This is a genomic window from Pseudoxanthomonas sacheonensis, from assembly GCF_010093305.1.
Classification (GTDB): domain Bacteria; phylum Pseudomonadota; class Gammaproteobacteria; order Xanthomonadales; family Xanthomonadaceae; genus Pseudoxanthomonas_A; species Pseudoxanthomonas_A sacheonensis.
The window spans coordinates 222,276-243,922 of record NZ_PDWS01000001.1 but is presented as its reverse complement, the minus strand read 5'-3'; the positions used below and the strand labels follow the sequence as shown (position 1 = coordinate 243,922).

General features: G+C 64.9%; 21 protein-coding genes. 4 read left to right on the top strand and 17 right to left on the bottom strand.

The window, feature by feature from the left end:
• Window positions 1–49: 49 nt before the first annotated feature.
• The gene (locus CSC73_RS00995) at window positions 50–526 is read left to right on the top strand and encodes a hotdog fold domain-containing protein (protein WP_163838597.1); all 477 of its coding nucleotides are present in this window, start codon (window positions 50–52) and stop codon (window positions 524–526) included.
• Between the two features lie 102 nt (window positions 527–628).
• Here the strand turns inward: CSC73_RS00995 and CSC73_RS00990 are convergent, their stop codons facing one another.
• Both CSC73_RS00990 and CSC73_RS00985 read right to left on the bottom strand, forming a co-directional pair.
• Window positions 629–991: a DUF1304 domain-containing protein gene (locus CSC73_RS00990; RefSeq protein ID WP_163838596.1), complete on the bottom strand. Its 363-nt coding sequence runs from the start codon at window positions 989–991 to the stop codon at window positions 629–631.
• A gap of 107 nt (window positions 992–1,098) precedes the next feature.
• A complete protein-coding gene (locus CSC73_RS00985; RefSeq protein WP_163838595.1) occupies window positions 1,099–2,427 on the bottom strand; it encodes an NTP/NDP exchange transporter in 1,329 nt (442 codons plus the stop codon).
• A gap of 183 nt (window positions 2,428–2,610) precedes the next feature.
• On the opposite strand from CSC73_RS00985, the gene CSC73_RS00980 reads away from it, so the two are divergent.
• The gene (locus tag CSC73_RS00980; RefSeq protein WP_163838594.1) at window positions 2,611–4,203 is read left to right on the top strand and encodes a GMC family oxidoreductase; all 1,593 of its coding nucleotides are present in this window, start codon (window positions 2,611–2,613) and stop codon (window positions 4,201–4,203) included.
• 15 nt (window positions 4,204–4,218) lie between these two features.
• On the opposite strand, the gene CSC73_RS00975 is transcribed toward CSC73_RS00980, so the two are convergent.
• The 3 genes from CSC73_RS00975 to CSC73_RS00965 all read right to left on the bottom strand — a co-directional run bounded on the left by CSC73_RS00975 (window position 4,219) and on the right by CSC73_RS00965 (window position 8,120).
• Window positions 4,219–5,118 (bottom strand): DMT family transporter, encoded by a 900-nt coding sequence (locus CSC73_RS00975; RefSeq protein ID WP_163838593.1) that lies wholly within the window; start codon window positions 5,116–5,118, stop codon window positions 4,219–4,221.
• Between the two features lie 85 nt (window positions 5,119–5,203).
• Window positions 5,204–7,108, bottom strand: a complete 1,905-nt coding sequence (locus tag CSC73_RS00970) for a M48 family metallopeptidase (RefSeq protein WP_163838592.1) — start codon at window positions 7,106–7,108, stop codon at window positions 5,204–5,206.
• Between the two features lie 409 nt (window positions 7,109–7,517).
• A complete protein-coding gene (locus tag CSC73_RS00965) occupies window positions 7,518–8,120 on the bottom strand; it encodes a LemA family protein (protein WP_093282518.1) in 603 nt (200 codons plus the stop codon).
• An 81-nt stretch (window positions 8,121–8,201) separates the two neighbouring features.
• Between CSC73_RS00965 and CSC73_RS00960 the strand changes: the two genes are divergently transcribed.
• Complete coding sequence (locus CSC73_RS00960) at window positions 8,202–9,584, top strand: serine hydrolase domain-containing protein (protein ID WP_163838591.1); 1,383 nt, start codon at window positions 8,202–8,204, stop codon at window positions 9,582–9,584.
• Window positions 9,585–9,638: 54 nt separating this feature from the next.
• Here the strand turns inward: CSC73_RS00960 and CSC73_RS00955 are convergent, their stop codons facing one another.
• From CSC73_RS00955 to CSC73_RS00900, 12 genes are all read right to left on the bottom strand, one after another.
• On the bottom strand, window positions 9,639–10,175 hold the full coding sequence (locus tag CSC73_RS00955; RefSeq protein ID WP_163838590.1) for an SRPBCC family protein: 537 nt from the start codon (window positions 10,173–10,175) through the stop codon (window positions 9,639–9,641).
• Window positions 10,176–10,291: 116 nt separating this feature from the next.
• Window positions 10,292–10,711 carry a histidine biosynthesis protein HisIE gene (locus CSC73_RS00950; protein ID WP_163838589.1) on the bottom strand — a complete coding sequence of 140 codons (420 nt, stop codon included), beginning with the start codon at window positions 10,709–10,711 and terminating at the stop codon, window positions 10,292–10,294.
• Window positions 10,712–11,683: 972 nt separating this feature from the next.
• Window positions 11,684–12,079, bottom strand: a complete 396-nt coding sequence (gene gcvH, locus CSC73_RS00945; RefSeq protein ID WP_093282538.1) for a glycine cleavage system protein GcvH — start codon at window positions 12,077–12,079, stop codon at window positions 11,684–11,686.
• Between the two features lie 99 nt (window positions 12,080–12,178).
• Entirely contained in the window at window positions 12,179–13,315 is a 1,137-nt protein-coding gene (gene gcvT / locus CSC73_RS00940) for a glycine cleavage system aminomethyltransferase GcvT (RefSeq protein WP_163838588.1), read from the bottom strand.
• Window positions 13,316–13,489: 174 nt separating this feature from the next.
• Window positions 13,490–13,999 carry a hypothetical protein gene (locus CSC73_RS00935; RefSeq protein ID WP_163838587.1) on the bottom strand — a complete coding sequence of 170 codons (510 nt, stop codon included), beginning with the start codon at window positions 13,997–13,999 and terminating at the stop codon, window positions 13,490–13,492.
• 3 nt (window positions 14,000–14,002) lie between these two features.
• Entirely contained in the window at window positions 14,003–14,434 is a 432-nt protein-coding gene (locus tag CSC73_RS00930; protein WP_163838586.1) for an NfeD family protein, read from the bottom strand.
• 26 nt (window positions 14,435–14,460) lie between these two features.
• On the bottom strand, window positions 14,461–15,414 hold the full coding sequence (locus tag CSC73_RS00925) for an SPFH domain-containing protein (protein WP_163838585.1): 954 nt from the start codon (window positions 15,412–15,414) through the stop codon (window positions 14,461–14,463).
• A gap of 135 nt (window positions 15,415–15,549) precedes the next feature.
• Window positions 15,550–16,488 carry a DUF6607 family protein gene (locus CSC73_RS00920; RefSeq protein WP_163838584.1) on the bottom strand — a complete coding sequence of 313 codons (939 nt, stop codon included), beginning with the start codon at window positions 16,486–16,488 and terminating at the stop codon, window positions 15,550–15,552.
• Window positions 16,485–17,129 carry a ChuX/HutX family heme-like substrate-binding protein gene (locus tag CSC73_RS00915; protein ID WP_163838583.1) on the bottom strand — a complete coding sequence of 215 codons (645 nt, stop codon included), beginning with the start codon at window positions 17,127–17,129 and terminating at the stop codon, window positions 16,485–16,487. The genes CSC73_RS00920 and CSC73_RS00915 overlap by 4 nt, the downstream gene beginning before the upstream one ends.
• A 5-nt stretch (window positions 17,130–17,134) precedes the next feature.
• Window positions 17,135–19,342: a TonB-dependent hemoglobin/transferrin/lactoferrin family receptor gene (locus CSC73_RS00910; RefSeq protein WP_163838582.1), complete on the bottom strand. Its 2,208-nt coding sequence runs from the start codon at window positions 19,340–19,342 to the stop codon at window positions 17,135–17,137.
• A 148-nt stretch (window positions 19,343–19,490) separates the two neighbouring features.
• Complete coding sequence (gene hemP / locus CSC73_RS00905) at window positions 19,491–19,706, bottom strand: hemin uptake protein HemP (protein ID WP_163838581.1); 216 nt, start codon at window positions 19,704–19,706, stop codon at window positions 19,491–19,493.
• A 78-nt stretch (window positions 19,707–19,784) separates the two neighbouring features.
• Window positions 19,785–20,759, bottom strand: coding sequence for a potassium channel beta subunit family protein (locus tag CSC73_RS00900; protein ID WP_163838580.1), 975 nt, complete (start codon window positions 20,757–20,759; stop codon window positions 19,785–19,787).
• Between the two features lie 305 nt (window positions 20,760–21,064).
• On the opposite strand from CSC73_RS00900, the gene CSC73_RS00895 reads away from it, so the two are divergent.
• On the top strand, window positions 21,065–21,634 hold the full coding sequence (locus tag CSC73_RS00895; RefSeq protein WP_211840780.1) for a TMEM165/GDT1 family protein: 570 nt from the start codon (window positions 21,065–21,067) through the stop codon (window positions 21,632–21,634).
• The last annotated feature ends 13 nt before the right edge of the window (window positions 21,635–21,647 follow it).

Here is a 21,647-nt window from a genome sequence, read left to right as displayed (position 1 = left end):
GTCCCCTTGGGGGGCTACGCAAGGGAGGGAGCCAAGCAGAGCCTTTGCCATGAGCGCTTCCGTACTTCAGTTGTACAACAGCATCACCCGCAAGCCGTTCGGCCATTGGCTGTTCTCGCGTCTGATCTGTTTCAAGGCGCCCTACTTCGGCAGCATCAAGCCGCGCATGACCGTGCTTGAGCCCAACCGCGCAGAGGCCACCATCGCCCATCGCCGCAGCGTGACCAACCACCTGGGCACCGTGCATGCGATCGCCCTGTGCAACCTGGCCGAATTCGCCGGCGGACTGATGACCGACGTCAGCATTCCCGCATCGATGCGTTGGATTCCGAAAGGCATGAGCGTGGAATACCTGAAGAAGGCCGTCGGCACCCAGCGCGGCGTGGCTACGCCGGAATTCCCGCCGTACGAGTCAGCCGAAGGTTACGAGCTGCCGGTCAACGTGGTGGTGACCGATCCGCAGAGCGATGCGGTGTTCAAGGCACGCATCTCGATGTGGGTTTCCCCCAAACCCGCGCGCAGCTAGAACCGACCGTGGGAGCGGCGTCCCGCCGCGAGCTCTTGATCCTGGGCTCAACCCATGCGCAAAAAGCTCGCGGCGGGACGCCGCTCCCACGGTGCGCGTGCATCAGACACCGCGGGTCAGACACCACACGGCGATGATGGCGGCGATGGCCGGCACGCCCTGCACGAAAAAGATGCGCTTGCTGACGCTGTAGGCGCCGTACAGCGCCGCGACCAGCACGCAGCCCAGGAAGAACAGGACCACGTTCCACTGCGCGGCGCACAGGAACCAGAGCAAACCCGCGGCAAGGAAACCGTTGTAGAGCCCCTGGTTGGCGGCCAGTACGCGCGTGGTCTCCGCTTTCTCAGGCGAATTGCGGAAAGTCTTCATGCCCAGCGGCTTGGTCCACAGAAACATTTCCAGCACCAGGAAATACACATGCAGCAGGGCGACCAGCGCGGTCAGGATTTGCGCAAGCATCAGCATGTCGGCCCTTTGGCGATTCGGTTCAGACCAGCATACCGGAAGACTGCGCGGGAAAATTCCGGTTCGTGGTGAGCTCCGGATCAAGTCCGGGGCTCGCCACGAACGGATCATTTGCCAGTTTCCGTCTGCACGGGCACTGTTTCCCCCACCTTTTCCACCCGCTTCCACAAGCGCCAGCCGATGCCCGCCGCGGCGAATGCAGCCAGCGCGCTCAGTCCAGCGAAGCCGCCAATCGTCATGCCCAGCGACTTCAGGCCATTCATGCCGGTCGCGATGGCCAAGTCGCCGAAACGCCATACCGCGGTGTCGACCGCGTCCTGGCCCTTGTAGCGCACATTGCGCGGCACACGGGTGTATAGGCTGTGCCGCGCCGGCTCGGCCATGCCATAGGCCAAGCCGCGACTGACGATCAAGGCCAGCACGGTCGGCGCCACCGGTCCAAGCAGCAACGGCAGGGTGAACAACGGCGCATGCGGATCCGGCGAGAACACCACCACCAGCAGCACGGCGATGCTGACCAGCGCCCAGAGCATGATCACCGTGCCCGGCCCGCGCAACGGCAACAGCCAGCGGGTCAAGGTGACCTGCACGATCACGGTCAGCAGGTTCGCGACCAGGTCCACGTCGGCGTGGAAGCGCGTGCGCGCCGCCGCGTCGGCGAAGGTCGCGCCGGAGTAATCGATCATCAGCGCGTAGTTGACCGTGCCGATGCCGTCGGCCAGCAGCAGCAGAACGGCCATGCCGCGTATGAACGGGTCGGCGAATATCTGCTTCAGACCATCCCACATGCCGCCGCCGACCGCGTCCTCGTGACCGACTTCGTGCCGGCGCGCACCGTGCACGCGCGCCCAGCGGTTCAGCAGCATCACGCAGACCGTGGCGATGCCCAGCAGGCTGGCCGATATCAGCAGCAACGGCGCCACGCCGATCACGCTGACCAGCGAGCGGGTCAGCGCTGGCCCGGCGAGCGCACCCAGCGTGCCGGCGACGGCGATGACGGGAAACAGGCGCTTGGATTGGTCCAGACTCCAGATGTCGGACATGAAAATCCAGAACACCGATACCACGATCAGGTTGAACACGCTGACCCAGACGAAGAACACCATGCCCAGCGCGCGCGGGCTGAGCAGGCCCGTGTGGGTGAAGGCCGGCATGAAGGCCAGCAGACAGGCGATGAAGAATACGTACACCACTGGCACCAGCACCCGGCGCGGCCAGCGCGAAGCCAGCGCGGCGAATACCGGCGTCAACACCAGTGTGGCGATGAAGGTCGCGGCGTAGAACCAGGGCAACTGGGTCGAACCGACCGCGGACGACAACTGTTCCCGCACCGGGCGGATCATGTAATAGGCGGCCAGTACGCAGAAGAAGTAGACGAACGAAATAGCGACCCCGCGCCATTCGCCCATGTGGATGCGCCCCTGGTTCGGCTGCATGACCCCGTTCCCGTCCTTTACCGCCACGCCAGCGCGCACGGTATCCGATGCACTGCAACATCGCCAGCGTTGGGAAGCCCGATCCCCACCAGCTTTCAGTCGCTTAGGCGCCACCGCCGCGCGCAGAGCATTTGCTCTACCCCTGGCGGCTAGCTTCGCCGGACTTCCGCAGCAGGCTTGCGCGTGTACGACTACATCATCATTGGCGCCGGTTCCGCCGGCTGCGTGCTGGCCAACCGCCTTTCCGAAGACCCCGCCGTCAAAGTGCTGCTGCTGGAAGCCGGCCCCCGCGACTGGCACCCCTTCATCCACATGCCCGCCGGCCTGGCCAAGCTGGTCGGGCAGAAAGGCGTGAACTGGAATTACGACACCGCGCCCGAGCCGCAGCTGGACAACCGTCGCCTGTGGTGGCCGCGCGGCAAGGTGCTGGGCGGCTCCAGCTCGATCAACGCCATGTGCTACATCCGCGGCGTGGCCGGCGACTACGACGACTGGGCGGCAGGAGGCGCCGAAGGCTGGGACTGGAACAGCGCGCTACCCTACTTCAAGCGCTCCGAACGCAACTCCCGCGGCGCCGACGCGCTGCACGGCGGCGACGGCCCGCTGTACGTTTCGGACCTGCGCTATACGAACCCACTGTCGTCGGTCTTCATCGAAGCCGGGCAGCAGGCGGGTTTTCGCCACAACAGCGACTTCAACGGCTCCGAACAATCCGGCGTGGGCCTGTACCAGGTCACCCAGAAGGATGGCGCACGCTGTTCGGCGGCCGTGGCCTACCTGCGGCCGGCCAAATCCCGAACCAACCTGGACGTGATGACCGGCGCGCTGGTGCGGCACATCCTGCTGGAGAACGGCCGCGCCGTCGGCGTGGCCTACGCCAGCGGCGGCCAGGAGATCCAGGCCCGCGCCGAACGCGAAGTGCTGCTGAGCGGCGGCGCGATCAATTCGCCGCAACTGCTGATGCTGTCGGGCATCGGCCCGGCCGATCATCTGCAGGAACACGGCATCGCCGTGGCCGTGGATTCGCCCTATGTCGGCCGCAACCTGCAGGACCACCTGGATATCTGCACGCTGCAGCATTCCACCCAGCGCGTGACCTACGACCGCGTGGGCGACCTGGCCATCGCCTACCACTACTACCTCAAGCACCACAGCGGCCCGGGCAGCAGCAATATCGCCGAAGCCGGCGGCTTCCTGCGTTCGTCGCTGGCGCCGGACGCGCGCGCCGACATCCAGTTGCACTTCGTCCCGGCGATGCTGGACGACCACGGCCGCAATCGCCTCAAGGGCGACGGCTACACTCTGCACGCCTGTTTCCTGCGTCCGCGCAGCCGCGGCCGGATCGCGCTCAACAGCTCCGATCCGCGTGCCGATGCGCGCATCGAAGCGAACTACCTGAGCGACGAGGAAGGCTTCGACCTGAAGATGATGCTGGAGTGCGCCAAGCTGTCGCGCGAACTGTTCGCCCAAAAGGCCTTCGACGCCTATCGCGGCGCGCCGATCCAGCCGCCGCGCAGCGACCTGACCGATAGCGAATTGGCGGCATTCATCCGCGCCAAGGCCGAAACCGTCTACCACCCGGTCGGCACCTGCCGCATGGGCAGCGACGAAACCGCCGTGGTGGACAGCCAGCTGCGGGTCAACGGCGTGGAAGGCCTGCGCGTGGTCGACGCTTCGGTGATGCCGTCGCTGATCGGCGGCAATACCAATGCGCCCACCATCATGATCGCCGAGCGCGCTTCGGATCTGATCCTCGGAAAATCCTTGCTGGGCTGATTCCGCGCGGGCGGTTCACCCTGTCGAAGGCACCGGGGTGGAAGTCCGGGTAGCCAACCACACGCCCACCGTCGCCAACAAGAAGCCGCCGATCTTCAGCAGCGTCAGATGCTCTCCGAGCAACAGATGCCCGAACACCGCGGTGACCGGCGGCATCAGGAAGAACAGGGCGGCCACACCGGTCGCCGCATCGCGGCGGATCAACAGGAACAGCAAAGCGAATCCGCCGACCGAGTTGACCAGCACGGTCCAGGCCAACGGCCGGTAGAACGCCATGCCGGCTTCGTAGCGGAATCCCTCGGCCAGGGCCAAGGGCAGCAACGCCAGCGTGGCCACGCCGTTCTGGATGGCCAGGCCCAGGCGCAGATCGATCTTCGACGAATAGCGCTTCTGGTACAGCGTTCCCATGCTGATGCCCGCCAAGCCCACCGCCAATGCGATCCACGCCCGCGCGGGGGTTACGCCATCCACGCGGTCGGCCACCACCAGCAACACGCCAGCGAAGCCCAGCAGCAAGCCGCACCACTGCGCAGGACCCAACCGCTCGCTGCCCGCAAGCATGGCCAGGAACGCCACCAGCAGCGGCATGACGCCGATCACCAGGGCCGTCACCCCGGCGCTCGCGCCCCAGCCCATGGCCAGGTAGACGCCGCCGAACTGCATGGACAGCATCAGCATGCCGGCGACCATGCTGTGCAGCACATCGCGGCCGCCGCCGCGAGCTCCCGCCATGAGCGCGAGCACGGCGAACATCAGCCCGGCCAATCCGAAACGCCATATCAGTGCGGTGAAGGGCGCCGCATGGTCCAGCATCAGCTTGCCGGCGATATAACCGGTGCACCAGACGACGACGAACGCCACTCCGAGCACGGACAAACCGCTGCTGCTCCGGGTGGTCGATGGGGAATTGCTCATTGAGTATCCGCGATGCGCCGATGCGCATCATCGTTCGTATCGGCCATGGAGTCATCACGACTTTGGTCGGTCGCGGAGCCATGCGTCATCCGCGTTCGAGCATCGCCGGCAACGGGCAATGCAGCACGCCGCAGATCGTGCGCAGCAGTTCGGACTCGGCCACGCTGACCCGACCGTCGTGGCTGATCGCGGCGGTGATGGCTTCCACCATCACCTGCTTGGCCAGCGGATCCAGCGCATCCAGCCCTTCCCATACGCTTTCCAGCGCCAGCACGCCTTCAGATGGTGGCGCATAGGGAAGATGATCGCGAGGTAGCACACGCTGCAGCCCGCTCAGGTAAGCGTGCTGGGCGGCGATGGGATTGTTGTCGTTCCCGGACTGCGCCCCCACCGCCAGCAAGGTCGCGAATTCCTGCTTTACGTTGCCGGGCTTGCGGCGGCCGAAGCGCGCGTAACGCGCGGGATCCAACGATTCGCGCACCTGTACTTCCAGCAGCTTGCCCAGGCAGTACTCGAACAACGAGACCTTGCCGTCCGCATGCACCACGGCATGGACGGCGGCGAGGAAGGCATCGAGTTCCGGCCGCGGGCGCAGGCGCAGGACCGGAAAGGCCAGCGACGCCAGCGGCAGCCGCAGCATCGGGTGCAAGGACGCGAGCTGCTGGGCGCGCAGCGACCAGGCTTGTGCGGCGACGGCTTCGCCCAGCCGCGCGGTGATTTCGATGCGCTGGTTGGCGGCGATGGCAGGGTCGTCGTCGACCAGCAGGCCCAGCAGCAGCGGCATGACGCCTTCGCGTTGCGCCGCCAGCTGGCGCAGTTCCGGCGACAGTGACTGCGCGATGCTGTCGGCACGGCGGTAGTCGTCCTCGGCCGGCATGCCCACCTGCGCGGCGATCATCGGCGGGGTGACCCTGATTTCCCGCGCCAGCGGCGGCAGCGGCGGCGGTGCAGAAGCCAGACCCAAGGCCAAGTCCTCCTGCATGCCGTCGGGCGGCGCGGTCATCCAGCGCGCGGCGAGTTGTTGCAGCTGCTGTTGGTTGAAAGACAGATCCAGCAGGCGGATGCGCTCCACCAGCGGCGGATGGGTGGCGAACAAACCGGACATCGACAGTCCCTCGCCGAACAGCATGTGGCTGACTTCCTCTGCCTTGGCCTTGTCGGTGAGTTGCGAACCTTCGTGCAGGCCGCCGATCTTCTTCAACGCGCCCGCCAGCCCCTCGGTCTGGCGCGTGAATTGCACCGCCGAGGCGTCGGCCAGCAATTCGCGCTGGCGGCTGACGCCTGCCTTGATCATGCGCCCGAAGAACGCGCCGATGCTGCCGACGATCAGCGCGACCAGGGCCACGCCCAGGATCGCACCGCCATTCTTGCCGCCCCCACGCCCATAAATCAGCACGCGTTGGCCGATGATGCTCAGCATCATGATCCCGAACAGCGTACCCATCAGGCGGATGTTGAGACGCATGTCGCCGTTGAGGATGTGGCTGAACTCGTGCGCGATCACGCCCTGCAGTTCATTGCGGTTGAGCCGGTCCAGCGCGCCGCGGGTGACCGCAATGGCGGCATCGGAAGGCGAATAGCCGGCGGCGAACGCATTGATGGCCGCCTCGTGCTCCATCACGTACAGCTTGGGCACCGGCACGCCGGAAGCGATGGCGATTTCCTCCACCACGTTGCGCAGGCGGTGCAGTTGGAAGTCCGCGGTGTTCTCAGGCACTTCGGTGGCGCCCATCTGCAGCGCGACCGACTCGCCGCCGCCGCGCAGCGAAGCCATGCGGTACATCGAACCCAGACCGATCACCAGCAACGTACCGACCGTGGCGACGAACAACAGCGCCGCAATGCCTCCCGCGCTCCCCACTTGCGCCCCCAACAGCACCAGCCCCGCCAGATCCACCGCCAGCACGATCCCGCCCACCGCCAGCGCGAACAGAACCACCATACGGGTGGAACTGCTGCGTGCCTTGGCTTGGTGCTCGAAGAAGTTCATAGAGGGAGTGATGCCCTGTTGGTTCGCGATTGGTGCCGGATTTCGCTTTATCGCTGTTCGCTTTGCTTTTCTGCTTTGGATCCAATCCCCGTGAGACGCGGCAAGCAGGACGGGATCAACCCCGCAGGGGCGGCGCACAAGGATGTGCGCCGTTTCCGGAGGCGCAGGATGCGCCTTACGGAAATTCCCGGCCTGCTTGCGGACCCGGCGGCTTCATCGCCGGGCGCGACGTTAGGGCGGCTTTCTTTTGGTTACTTTTCTTTGCCGTTCAAAGAAAAGTGACTCGCGCAAAGCGCGAAACGCTTTTGCTCTGATCGGATGGACCACGCCAAGAGCGCCCCCATCCGCCTTCGGCACCTTCCCCCGTAAACGGGGGAAGGGTTGGCAAACTAAAGTCAGCGCGAAGAACTCAGAACTGCACCTTAGGCGCTTCGCGCACCTCGGCCTTGTCCGCCGGGATATCCAACAACGCCGCCGGCGCGAAATTGAACATCCCCGCCAGCAGACTGGACGGAAACACCTCGCGCTTATTGTTGAACGCCATCACAGAATCGTTGTACGCCTGCCGCGCGAACGCCACCTTGTTCTCGGTGGTGGTCAGCTCCTCGGTGAGCTGCATCATGTTCTGATTGGCTTTCAGGTCCGGATAGGCCTCGGCCACCGCCAGCAGCCGCCCCAGCCCCGCATTCAGCTGCCCCTGCGCGGCGGCCAGCTGCGCCATCGCCGCAGGATCGCCGGGATTGGCCTTGGCTGCCGAAAGCCCGGACTGCGCCGCCGAACGCGCGGCGACAACCGCCTCCAGCGTCTCGCGCTCATGGCTCATGTAGCCCTTGGCCGTTTCCACCAGGTTGGGAATCAGGTCGAAGCGGCGCTGAAGCTGAACGTCGATCTGCGCGAACGCGTTCTTGAATGCGTTGCGGGCAGTGACCAACCCGTTATAAATGCCAACGCCCCACAAGCCAACCACCACCGCCAGGCCTACAATCACCAACAATATGAACAAGATGGTCATCGAACCTCTCCCCGTTTGTGCAATCGCAAAAACCGGCGCTATTATCCGGAACAGAGACAGCTTACGCAGGCGCGACACACGATGAAAGACAACAGCAACTCGCGGCCTGCAAGGTCCATCCGCATCGGACTGCTGGGCCTGCTGTTGCCGTTGACGCTTTCCTCCACCGCGCAGACTCCGATCCGCTGGAACCAGACCGCCAGCGTCGCCCCCGCGCCGCAGTACCGGTCGCCCGCACAACCGCAGGCGTACCGCACCAGCCTGGCCAGCCAGCGCGTGATGCCGCTGGCGCAGGGTTTCGACGTGGCGGCCTTCGAAAACATGGCCAACTCGCTGACCGTTGGCGAGCGTGTCCCCGGCCTTGCCATGGCCATCGTGCAGAACGGACGCGTGCTCAGTGCGCGCGGCTATGGCGTGACCGATGTGACCGAACCTCAGTTGGTGGATAGCCACACCGTTTTCCGCCTGGCCTCATTGTCCAAGGCCTTCGCCGGCACCATGACCGGCCTGCTGGTCAACGACGGTTCCCTGCGCTGGGACAGCAAAGTCACCGATTACGTACCCGACTTCCAACTCAGCGATCCGCTGGCGACGCAGCGCGTCACCGTGGCCGACCTGCTCAGCCATCGCGTCGGCCTGCACGCCCACAACGCCTTCGACCGCGACATCGAATCCAACGCCGACTATTACGGCGTCTCCCGCAAGCTGGCCTCCGCGCCGCTCGATTGCGCGCCTGGGCAATGCTATGCCTATCAGAATGTCGCCTTCAGCCTGATCGGCGATGTGGTGTTCGCGGCCACCGGCAGCTTCTACGACCAGGCGGTGGATCGGCGCATCTTCAAACCGCTCGGCATGAACGATGCCAGCATCGGCCTGACCGGGATCGAAAGCAGCCCGCGCTGGGCGCGTCCGCATGTGCGCAGCCGCAACGGCTGGGTGTCGCTGATGCCCAAACCGACCTACTACAAGCTTCCGCCGGCGGCCGGCGTCAATGCCAGCGCAAGCGACATGGCGCAGTGGCTGATCGCACAGACGGGACATCGTCCCGACGTGTTGCCCGCGCCGTTGCTGGCGACCTTGCATGCGCCGCTGATCAGTACGCCGGGCGAAATGCGCGCCGGCTGGCGTCGCGAACGGGTGTACTCGGCCAGCTATGCGCTGGGGTGGCGCGTGTTCGACTATGCGGGGCACCAGGTGGTATTCCATGCCGGCGCCGTGCAGGGCTACCGGGGCCTGGTGGCGTTGGTGCCGGAGCGCGACCTGGGTATCGCCATCCTGTGGAACAGCGACAGCAGCGTGCCCTCGGGACTGTTGCCCACCATCCTGGACCGTGCGATGGGCTTGCCTGCGCAGCAATGGCTGGATACGCCAATCGGCAACGACCTGCTGATGGCCGAATCGGCCGATACCCCCGCCAACGACAGCGGCAGTTCTTCGACCAAGGCTTCGGCCTCGCCCAAGTAAGCCAAATGCAACATCCGCCATCCGGCATGCGCCGGAGGCGGACAGGCACTGTTCTCAACGCGGGCCGCTTTCCAGCACGCCCTTCAGTTTGGCCAGACCCTTTTCGTAGTCCTTGCCGACCATGCGGTCGAGCAGCAATGCGCCGAACAGGCGATTGATCGGGTTGTAGCCGTGTTCGCTATCCAGCGACCAGGTCACCCGGGTTCCGTTGCCATCGGGGGTCAGCTGGAAAGTCGCCTTGGCTTTGCTGCCGCCGAAGTCCAGCGCGTTGACGATCCTGCCGTCCGGCACGCTCTCGATGATTTCCTGGCTGCCGCTGCCGACCGAGCTGTTCCCTACCCAGGCCATCTTGGCGCCGACTCCCGATGCCGGACCGCTGTAGGCGTATTTGGCGGAGGGGTCCATTTCGAACCAGGGCGACCACTCGTTGAACCGGCCGAAGGAATTGAGGGTGGCGAATACTTCCGCGGGTGGACGCTGGATGAGTGTCGACCGCTCCAGGTGGGAGGTGGCCGGAAAGAGCAGCCCGCCTCCGCCGATCAGCACCGCCAGCACCACCATCGTCCACAAAAGCCATTTCAGGATTCTCATGCCCGCTCTCCTCGGTCTGGAGGCGCAGGCTACACCCTGGCGCATAAAAAAACTCCCTCCCCGCTGGGCACCGGGGAGAGAGTTCTATGGCTTACAGGTAATCGGGATTTCTTTTTTTAGATCAGCGGAGCCGGGGTTGGCGGCAGCGCTACCGGAGCCTTTTTCTTTGCCTTTTTGGCAGGCTTCTTGGCGGCTTTCTTGGCAGGCTTCTTCTTGGCAGCCTTCTTGGTAGCTTTCTTGGCGGCCTTCTTGGCCGGCTTCTTGGCTACTTTCTTGGCGGCCTTTTTAGCGGCCTTCTTGGCTGGCTTCTTGGCAGCTTTCTTGGCGGTCTTCTTGGCAGCCTTCTTAGCCGGACGCTTCTTGGCTACTTTCTTGGCGGCCTTCTTCGCTACTTTCTTGGCAGCCTTCTTAGCCGGCTTCTTCTTGGCTACTTTCTTGGCGGCCTTCTTTACGGTCTTCTTCACGGCCTTCTTGGCTGCCGATTTCTTGGCGGCTTTCTTGGCGGGTTTTTTCTTAGCAGCTTTCTTCGTTGCCATGTTATGGCTCCTCGTCAGTGAACTATGGATTGGTGAATCCGTTTACAAAGCCCAGTTGCAATGGAACGCCGCGGGAGTCGGACCCGCAGGCAGCCGCCGTCGCGCCAGGCGCGTCGGAACGGATGGTGGCAAGCCCGGCCGGGGAACGGCCGCGCCTGTTCGCGCCGGTCGGCGCGGATGAAAAAACACCCGCGTCGCATACGGCGCGGGTGCGGTATCGGGAAGGGGTCTGCGTTTTCGTCGGGGAAGCGAAGCCTGCGTCCGTCATGCCGAGGGCGCGGGTGGGGGGCCGTTTTGTTTTGCTTATTGTCGCGATGGTCGGCTCACTTGCTTCCGCAGGAAACGTCTGCTGGGGCGAAACCTAATCACGCTTTTTCGATGTGTCAACAGTTTTGCAAAAATATTTTCGTCCCCGCCCCGACCGCGATCCCGCCGCCCGGACGGAGAGCTTGCGCGCGTCGCGCCGACGCGAGCGCGCCGACTTCCGCATCGCGAGCGCGCCGCATTCAAAAACGCCGCGTTTAATGCGGTTTTTTTAAAGCGGCGCGTTCGCGTCGCCGGATGCGCGCTAGCGATCCGCGCCGCGTCGTCGCGTCGATGCGACGCCTGCCGAGGAATAAACGGAAGCGTTCGCGGCACTGCGGAGAACCGCTCGTTTGGGACTCGCACAAGTCCAAATGCGCGGATTTGCGCAAACTTTTTCGGTCGGCGAACGTCGCGGCCGCGGCCGCGAAGACGAGCGGCGACGCTCGCGCATCCGCATCGCGATGGTCCGATTCCGATTCCGCCAGCGCAGACGAGCTGCCGTTTCCGGTTCCGCAGCGCAGCGGAAAACAACCCGGCCGGCCGGGTTGGCCGCCGTTTGTCGGCGCCAAGCCGAACAGATTCCGCTCCCGGAAAACGCGAATCCCGAAAAGCAAACCGGCCGCACAAGGCGGCCGGTAGCGGGTACGCGAAGCGGGCGCGACGGGATCAGTGATCCTCGTCCTCCAGCAATTCGGCGTAGTCGTCGGGCGCCAGCAGATCGTTCAACTGGTCGGGCTCCTCGATCTCCAGCACATAGATCCAGCCTTCGCCGTAGGCATCTTCATTGATGGTCTCCGGCTTGTCGGCCAGGTCCGAATTCACTTCGACCACCGTACCGGTAAGCGGGCTGTAGACGTCCGAGGCCGCCTTCACCGACTCCACCACCGCAGCGGCGTTGCCGGCTTCGACGCGGTCGCCGACGTTCGGCAATTCGACGTAGACCAGATCGCCGAGCAGTCCTTGCGCATGGTCCGAAATACCGACGGTGACGCGGCCGCTGCCTTCAACGCGTGCCCACTCGTGGGACTTGAGGAATTTGAGGTCGCCTGGGATCTCGCTCATGTTGCTGCTCCGGGGGATCGGGTTGAGGGTGTGCGGATGGCGCTAGTTTAACGAAGGAATCCGTTCCGTGGACAACAACGCGCGCTTATTCCCATGCGCCTATTCCAGCACGCCGGGTTGCGCCTGCCCCTCGCGGACGAACGGGAATTTCACCACCCGCACCGGCACCTCGCGACCGCGGATGTCCACGCGCACGGCGCCCCCCGCTCCCAGTGGAATGTCGCCGGCCGGCACGCGCGCGAAGGCGATGGCCTTGCCCAGCGTCGGCGAGAAAGTGCCCGACAGGATTTCGCCCTCGCCGCCGGCGGTCAGCACTTTCTGGCCATGGCGCAGCACGCCTTTCTCGTCCATCACCAGGCCGATCAACTGGCGCGGCGCGCCGGCGGCGGCCTGCGCTTCCAGCGCGGCGCGGCCGATGAAATCGCGCGGCTTCGAATCGGCGCCCTGGTCCAGCGCCACGGTCCACGCAAGCGCGGCTTCGTAGGGCGTGGTGGTTTCGTCCATGTCCTGTCCGTACAGATTCATGCCCGCTTCCAGGCGCAAGGTGTCGCGCGCGCCCAGACCGGCCGGTTTCACTCCCGCAGCCAGCAGCGCATTCCAGAAAGCGACCGCATGTTCCTGCGGCAGCACGATCTCATAGCCGTCCTCGCCGGTATAGCCGGTGCGGGCGACGAACAACGGCACGCCGTCGGCGGTATGCGCCTCGACCGCTGCGAAGCGGGTCAGTTTGTCGGCGGCGACGCGGTCCGCCTCGCGCAGCAGGCCGATCACGCGCGCGCGCGCGGTCGGTCCCTGCACGGCGATCATGGCGAACTCCGGGCGCTCCTGTACTTGCACCTGGAAGGCCTGGGCCTGCTTCTGGATCCAGGCCAGGTCCTTGTCGCGGGTGGCGGCGTTGACCACCAGGCGGAAGAAATCCTCGGCCATGAAATAGACGATCAGGTCGTCGATGACGCCGGCCCGTTCGTCCAGCATCGCGGTATACAGCGCCTTGCCCGGCTTCTTCAGCTTGTCCACCGAATTGGCGACCAGGTAGCGCAGGAAATCCCGGGTGCGCGGCCCGCGCAGATCGACCACGGTCATGTGGCTGACGTCGAACATGCCCGCATCGCTGCGCACCATGTGGTGCTCGTCGATCTGCGAACCGTAGTGGATCGGCATGTCCCAGCCGCCGAAGTCGACCATCTTGGCGCCGAGCGCGCGATGGGTGTCGTTGAGGATGGTCTTCTGGGTCATGGCGGCGCCTTGTGAAAGATCGCCATTATCCCAGATGGAGCCGACGCCGGGAGCGGCCATGGGAGCGGCGTCCCGCCGCGAGCTTTCGATCTTGCGCCCTCTTCTTGGATATCCCCGAAGCAAAAGCTCGCGGCGGGACGCCGCTCCCACAACCACCCCACCACTGCCCGCAGATTACGGTTCGCCATAGCCTTCGTTGACGCAGTCGACGCGCGTGGGGTCCAGCACGGAGAACTTGCCGCTCTTCAGATCCAGACGCCTGGCCCAGGCGACGTCGGCCAGGTATTCCTCTTCAGCGCCCTGCCGCACCACCGCGATGACCTTGGCGTCGTCCACCTTGTCCACGCGGCAACTGCCGGCCTGCCAGAAATATCCCTTCTCCACCTTGGGATAAGCCTGCGCATCGGTGATCTTCCACAGCGCCAGCGGCCCTTCGCGGCCGGCCATGCGGCCGGCGACGACATAGCGCAGCACAGGCTCGGCGCCGGGGTCGGCACCGGCGTCGGCCAACAGGCCGATGGAGAAATCGCACACGTGCGCCGGGTCGGCCGAATCGGAAAGGCACGAGCCGCCGACATCCCGCAAGCCCGGCGGATACGGCGGCATGGTCTTGCCGACCAGCTCGACCGCACTGGCGGCCATCGGCAGCATCGCAAGCACCAGCGAGACGGCCCGGACAGGCATGGCTCAGGCTTCCTGCACCTTCAGGACCATGCCGTCCACCGCGACGACGCGCACCGGCGTGCCGGCGGGAAGATCGGCGCCTTCCACCACCCAGAACGCATCGGCGATCTGCACGCGTCCGCGGCCATTGACGATGGCCTGGTCCAGTTTGGCCACGTGCCCGACCAGCGTGTTGGCGCGCTGGTTGAGGTGCGGCCGGTCGCTCTGCGGTTCGTTCTTGCGGAACCAGCGGCGGTAGATCTGGATGGAAACGAAACTCAGCACGACGAAGGCCGCCACCTGCGCCAATACCGGCACGCCGGGAATCAGCAGCACGCCGACGAACACCACCGCCGCGGCGAATCCCATCCACAGCATGAACGCGCCCGGCGCCATCGCCTCGGCGGCGAACAACAGCAGCGCGATGGCTGCCCAGCTAACCACATCCCAACGCATGGCGTTCTCTCCTTGGCCCGGATGGCTCAGCGCAGGGCCGGCGGCTTGCCGGCGATCTTGGCTTGCTGTTTCTCCAGCGATTCCTTGGCCAGCTCGGCGATGCCCGCTATCGAGCCGATGACGCCGCTGGTCTCCATCGGCATCATCACGAACTTCGCATTGGGCGCGATGGCCAGTTCGCGGAACGCTTCGACGTATTTCTGGGCGACGAAGTAGTTGATCGCCTGCACGTCGCCCTTGGCGATCGCGTCGCTGACCATCTGCGTGGCCTTGGCCTCGGCTTCGGCCAGGCGCTCGCGGGCTTCGGCTTCGCGGTAGGCGGCTTCGCGCTTGCCTTCGGCCTGCAGGATGGCGCCCTGCTTCTCGCCTTCGGCGCGCAGGATCTCGGACTGGCGCACGCCCTCGGCTTCCAGAATGGCGGCGCGCTTGTTCTGTTCAGCCATCTTCTGCTGCTGCATGGACTGGATCAGGTTCTGCGGCGGCTGGAGGTCCTTGATCTCGATGCGGTTGACCTTCACGCCCCACGGGCTGGTGGCGTGGTCGACCACGCCCAGCAGCTTGGCGTTGATGGTCTCGCGCTGGCTCAGCGACTCGTCCAGGTCCATCGAGCCGATGACGGTACGGATGTTGGTCTGCACCAGCGCGATCATCGCCTGGTCAAGGTTGGACACTTCATAGGCGGCCTTGGCCGCGTCCAGCACCTGGAAGAACACCACGCCGTCCACGCGCACCACAGCGTTGTCCTTGGTGATGACGTCCTGGGAGGGAACCTCGAACACCTGCTCCATCATGTTGACCTTGCGGCCGACGCCGTACATCACCGGAATCAGGAAGTGCAGCCCGGGCGACATGGTGCTGGTGTACTTGCCGAAGCGCTCGACCGTCCATTCGAAGCCCTGCGGCACCATGCGCACCGTCTTGAACAGCACGATGACGCCGGCCACCAGCAGCACGATGGCCAGGAAACCTGTCTCGAACATGCGTTTCTCCCCTTTCCTTAGATAGGGGAGAAGTATAGACGGTAGGTCGGGGCGGCGCCCGACGCTTTCCGGTAGGTCGGGGCTACGCCCCCGACGCACGGAACCCGTGCAAAGCGTCGGCGGCGTAGCGCCGACCTACTTCGCCGACGCCGGCTCCACCCACTCGGCGAACACCTTGTCGATGTCCTGATCGGCGACCTGCTTGCCTTCCTCGAGCTCGCCAGCCTGGGTGAACAAGGGAATGATCATGGCCATGCCGTCGATCTTGGTCTTCAAGTGCACGCCCGGCGGCTTGGACAGGAACGCGTCCCAGCGCATCCGTACCTTGCCCCAGAAATCCCCGGTCGCTTTCCAGTACTTGTAGGCGGGTTTGAAATCGACCTCGGTAGTCTTCTGATAATCGTTGAAGCCGAACTCGCGCGCCAGTTCCACTCGGCTGCCATCGGGCTTGCGCAGCACCTTGGTGTTGAACTGCTCGTGGGTCCAGCCGTTCGGAGTGATCGTATGCCGGTTGATGGCCGATACCGCGTTGTAATCGCTGCGCTTGGTGTACTCGCGGCGCGGCAGCGGACGCCAGCTCAGGTCGCTGGTCCAGGTGGCTATGCCGTTGACGTAGTCCCAGCGCCCCGTGCCGCAATAGCGCGGTGCGTCGCTGACCTCGAACACGCACTGGGTCCAGGCGCCCTTGTTCCTGTCGGCCGGAATCGTGCGCACCTGCCAGGTCTGGTCGGCGCTGAATTCGAAGCGGCTGGACGCTTCGTACACCCAGTCCTGCCGCCAGTGCTTGGTCACATGGCCGCTCTTGCCATCCACCAGGATGTGTTGCAACACGATCTTGGTGGGCGTGTCTTCGACCACGATCACCGTCTCGTTGCCGCTGCTGCGCATCGCCGCGGCGCGTTCGTAGCCGGGCTGCAGCAGCACGGTTTCGTCGAATGCGAAATCGACGATGTACTCGCCTTGCATGGCGAGAATGGACTGGCGGTCGCGGGCGGTATCGGCGGCGGCCTGCGCACAGGCCAGGCCCGCGGGCAGCGACAGAGACAAGGCGGCGATGGCTAGCAGGTTCTTCATGTTTTTTCCCTGGGATTCAACTTGATCAATGGAATTTCGCCCCCGCCGCTGCCGGCGGAACGGGCCCGAATGTTGCGTGCGGCCAACGCCGAGCGGGCGCAACAGCAATCGTCGAATACCGCACTCTCTTCCGCGCCTTCGGCCTCGACGATGCGCCGTGCGATGCTGGCGCCCAACGGAGAAAGCGTCGCGAGGCTGGCAGCCAGCACCGGCTGCCGGGCCGCGGAAGGCAGCACATGCAGCATCAGCACGCAGGCCCGCCACTGCTCGCCCAGCAAGCGGCCCGCGAGCTTGCGCCACAGCCGTTCGCCCACGCCGGTGGCGGGTTCGACTTCCTCGCGCGCAGGCAGGCATGCCAGCAGGCGGTCCCAGGCCAGAAAATCGCTGTCCGGCAACAGGAACAGACGCCAGCAGCAGCGTCCGTTTTCGTCGAAGAAGGCCAGGCTTTCGCGCAGACCGTCGCTGTCCACTCCGGCTTGCGATTCGGCGCAGCTGGCCTGTGCCCAGCCGGAAAGCTCGCCACCGTGCTGCGGCCGATAAAGACACAACACCGTGCCCAGCGCGGCCAGTTGCTGCGCGCGCGGCAGCAGCGGGGCGGCATCGGCCGCTCCGAAACTCCCACGCGTCAGCGCACCGCTCATGCCTGCTACCACTCGACCGACAGACTGGCTGCCAGGCTGCGGCCCGGTCGCGTGTAGCGGTCAAGTACCAGGCTGGTGGCGGCGACGCCGTTGACGTCGGCCCAATCGGTGTACTTCTTGTCGGTGACATTGATCACACCGAAGTTGAATTTGGCGCCCGGCGCGAAGTTCCAGTGCGCGAGCAGATCGATCACACCGTAACCGGCCGGCCGGTAGTAGGTCGCCACGCCCGGCCGCTTCTTCTTTTCGGCGAACGTGCCCACCACTTCGGCGCCCCACGCGTCGCGCTGGTAGCCAAGTCCCAAGGTGCCGCGCAAGGGATCGATCGAGTTGAGCGGAGTGTCGGCCGTCTTGTTGTCGCCCCGGGCGTAGGCCACCGAGCCGCGAAGCGAGAGGCCATCGAGGGACTCGTTCAGCGCACCGAAATCCACGCCGGCCTTGAACTCGGCGCCATAGATGCGGGCGTCGGCCACGTTCTGCGACTGGAACACCATCAACGGCGTCTGCGGCGGCGCGCTGACCAGCACGAACGACTCGATGAAATCCTTGTAGTCGTTGTAGTAGGCGGTCAACCCCGCGTAGAAGGCTTCGTTGGCGAAACGCAAGCCCAGTTCGAAGCCATCGCTGGTCTCCGGCTTCAGATCCGGGTTGGCGATCACCGTGTAGCCGCCCACCAGATTGGTGAAGCCCACATTGACGTCGCCATAGGGCGGCGAGCGGAAACCGTGCGCATAGTTGCCGAACAGCGACCACTGGTCGTTGAAGCGCCAGATGCCGCCCAACTTCGGCGAGACGCTGGTCTCGGTGAGGCCTTCGACCGCAACCCCCGGATTGTCTTCGGCGAAGATGTTGTCCAGGGTCGGGTCGAGCTTGTAGTAATCCACGCGCAAGGCGGGGATCAGGCTGAACCTGCCGTCGGCGAACTTCATTTCATCCTGCACGTAGGCGCCGATCCTGGTGGTCTTGCTGATCGGGAAATCGCGGACCGGAAACAGATCCTGGCCCACCAGCGGCGTGGTGGCGCCGGTGGCCAGGGTGACCGACACGCCGTCGCGCTTTTCCTTGCTGTCGGTGACCGAGGCATCCAGGCCGTAGGTCAAGTCATGGGCCACGCTGCCGGTCTGGAACGCCTTGAAGAACGTTCCCTGCACGCCATAGACGCGCTGGTCGAAGTTGTGTTCCAGATCGCGGCGTGTTCCGTTGCTGCGGGTTTCGAACGTGCGGTTGGTGCTTTCGCTGTCCTGGCGATAGAGCTTCCAGTTCAGGCTGTCGGCGAAGCCGGCTTCGAGACTGTCGATCTCGTGCTCCAGCGAAACGCGGGCACGGGTCTGGTGATCCTTGCCCAACTGGGACAGGACGGTGGCCGTGACGCCGCTCAGCGCATCGACGTCGGCGTAGTCCTCGTTGCCTTCGACGGTCAGCTTGAAACGCTGGCTTCCGCTGGGCGCGTAGACCAGCTTGGTCAGCAGACTGCGGCCGTTGCTGCTGACCGGATTGGAAGCGGTGCGCAACGCGCCCTTGGCTTCGTTCTCGCCCTGGTTTTCGGTTTCCTTGCCCTGGCGATGGCTGACGGCGGCCATGCCGCTCCAGCGCTCGCCGCCGAAAGCGGCCGTAGCGCCGCCGAACAGACCTTCGGATTCGCCTTCGAAACCGAACTTGAGGCCAAAGTAGGCATCCTTGCCGTCCTTCAGATAATCGGAAGGGTCCTTGGTAACGTAGGCGACCACGCCGCCCAGCGCGTCGGAGCCGTACAGCGAACTGGCCGGCCCGCGCACGATCTCCACGCGCTTGAGCGTGTCCAGGTCGACGAAGTTGCGGTTGGCGTTGATGAAGCTGCCAAAAGAGAAGGAATCTGAAACGGCGATGCCGTCGGTCTGGATCAGCACGCGGTTGGCGTCCAGGCCGCGGATGCGGAAACCGCCCAGCCCGTTGAAGCGTCCGAAACCGGAAGTCACCGATACCCCAGGCTCATAGCGCACCAGATCCTTGATGTCGCGGATCAAACGGTCGTCGAGCTGTTCGCGGTCTATCACATCGACGGTATTGGGAACGTCGGAGATCGCGCGTGCGGTACGCGTTGCGGTCACCTGCACGCGTTCCAGTTCGTTGATCGAGGCGCCTGCATCGGCGGAAGTGTCGGCGGCGGTTTTCGCATGGGCGGTGGCGGCGAGCGCGAGCCATAGCGCTGAAACGAGCAAGGTGGGACGGTTCATCGGTTCTACGGGTCCTGTGCAAGGTGTGACCCGGTGAGCTGGCGAACCGATGGCTGGCGCTCGGGTGGAGAGAGGCTTTGGTTTCGTGGTGCGGCAACACACGCCACGATCCCCGCGTGGCGCGATCCTGTGCGGATCGGGAACTGGATTACTTGGTCAGGATCAGCTTGTCGTTGCTGGTATGGCGCAGGCGGTAGACGCGATCGCCATGGCTGATCAGGATTTCGCGCCGCCCGTTGAGCAGAAGTTCGCTGCTGAGGGTTTCTTCCACGCGTACCGGCTGGGAGACGATGCGTTCAGGCGGAACCCCGGTTTCCGGATGGAGATGTCCGGGGCGGGAAAAGAAGACCGGTTGGGCGCTCATCTGGGTAGCTCCTGTGGGAACAGGATTAGATGATAATGATTCTCATTACTACGTCAAGACCCCGCCCTGTAACCTGGCTCATTCGGCCGTAGCCACTTCCAGCCGCGCCCATACCGTATCGTCGTAACGGCCGGCCAGCTCCAGCGCGCCCAGGTTTTCCAGCAATTGCGAGGTGCGGCTGGCGCCCAGCATCACCGTGGACACGTGCGGATTGCGCAGGCACCAGGCGATGGCCAGTTGCGAAGGCTTCTCGCCCAGCTCCGCCGCCACGGCGGTGAAGCGGCGGACGCGGTCGATGCGCCTGCTCCCTTCATCCCCGATCACCATGCGCTGCAACCACGCATTGTCTTTCTGCCCCAGCCGCGATTCCGCGGCCACTCCTTCGTTGTACTTGCCGGTCAGCAGGCCCGAGGCCAGCGGCGACCAGATGGTGGTGCCCAATCCCAGCTCGGAATACAGCGGCGCGTATTCGAGCTCCACGCGCGCGCGGTGCAGCAGGTTGTACTGCGGCTGCTCCATGGTCGGCGCATGCAGGTGGTGCGCACGCGCGATGCGCGCGGCTTCCTTGATCTGCGCGGCGGGCCATTCCGAAGTTCCCCAGTACATCACCTTGCCCTGGCGGATCAGCGCGTCCATGGCCCAAACGGTTTCCTCGATCGGTGTGTCCGGATCGGGGCGATGGCAGAAATACAGGTCCAGATGGTCCACGCGCAGGCGTTGCAATGCCGCATGGCAGGCTTCGAATACGTGCTTGCGCGACAACCCACGCTGGGTCGGCCCGGGATCTTCCACCGCTCCGAAGAACACCTTGCTGGATACGCAATAGCCATCGCGCGGCAAACGCAGGTCGGCGATCACATCGCCCATGACCTTCTCCGCCTCGCCTTTCGCATAGACCTCGGCGTTGTCGAAGAAATTGATGCCGTTGTCGTACGCGGCCGCGATCAGGTTGCGCGCTTCGCTGCGTCCGATCTGGCCGCCGAAAGTGACCCAGGCGCCGAAGGACAGCGCCGAAAGCTGCAGGCCGGAGGAACCCAGGCGTCGGTATTGCATGCGTTTGCTCCAAAGCGTTCTGGCGAATGAGAAGAGTTTACCCATGCCGGGCGGGGCCTCTGTACAATCGCCGCACTTTCCTCCTCCGGGGAGTAGCCCACCCGCCGCGTGCGGGGTCTGCGCGTCAACATACTTGGCCGTGTTCTTGAGGGAATCTCCCGATGGAATCCTCGCCATGGCGCGCAGGGCCGAAGCTTCCGCTTCGTCGCCGGGCAAGACCGTAGGCAGGCGTTGCGCTCACCCGGACCGGGCCGCGCGGCGTTTGCCTTCGCGTCCTTCGCGAATGCCCGGTCCCGGAGTCATGAATGTCCACCCTGCAAGCCCTGCTGGTTTCCACCGGAACGGTGGCGCTGGCCGAAATCGGCGACAAGACGCAATTGCTGGCGCTGCTGCTGGCGGCCCGTTTCCGCAGACCGTGGCCGATCGCCTTCGGCATCCTGGCGGCCACGCTCGTCAATCATGCGATATCGGCCTGGCTGGGCGCCGAACTGTCGCAATGGCTGTCGCCTGAAGTCCTGCGCTGGATCGTCGCGGGCAGTTTCCTGGCCGTGGCTTTGTGGACGCTCAAGCCCGACAAGCTGGACGAAGGCGAGCGGCTGCCGGCGCACGGGGCGTTCATCGCCACCACCATCGCTTTCTTCCTGGCCGAAATCGGCGACAAGACCCAGGTGGCGACCGTGCTGCTGGCGACCAAATATTCGCCCCTGTGGGAGGTCATCACCGGCACTACGCTGGGCATGCTGATCGCCAATCTGCCCGTGGTCTGGCTGGGCCATCGTTTCGCCGACCGCCTCCCGCTGAAACTCGCCCGCAGCGTGGCCGCAATGGTGTTCCTGGTCCTGGCCGTGTGGGTGGCTGTGCGCGGAATAAGCTGAAGCGCGGACTTAT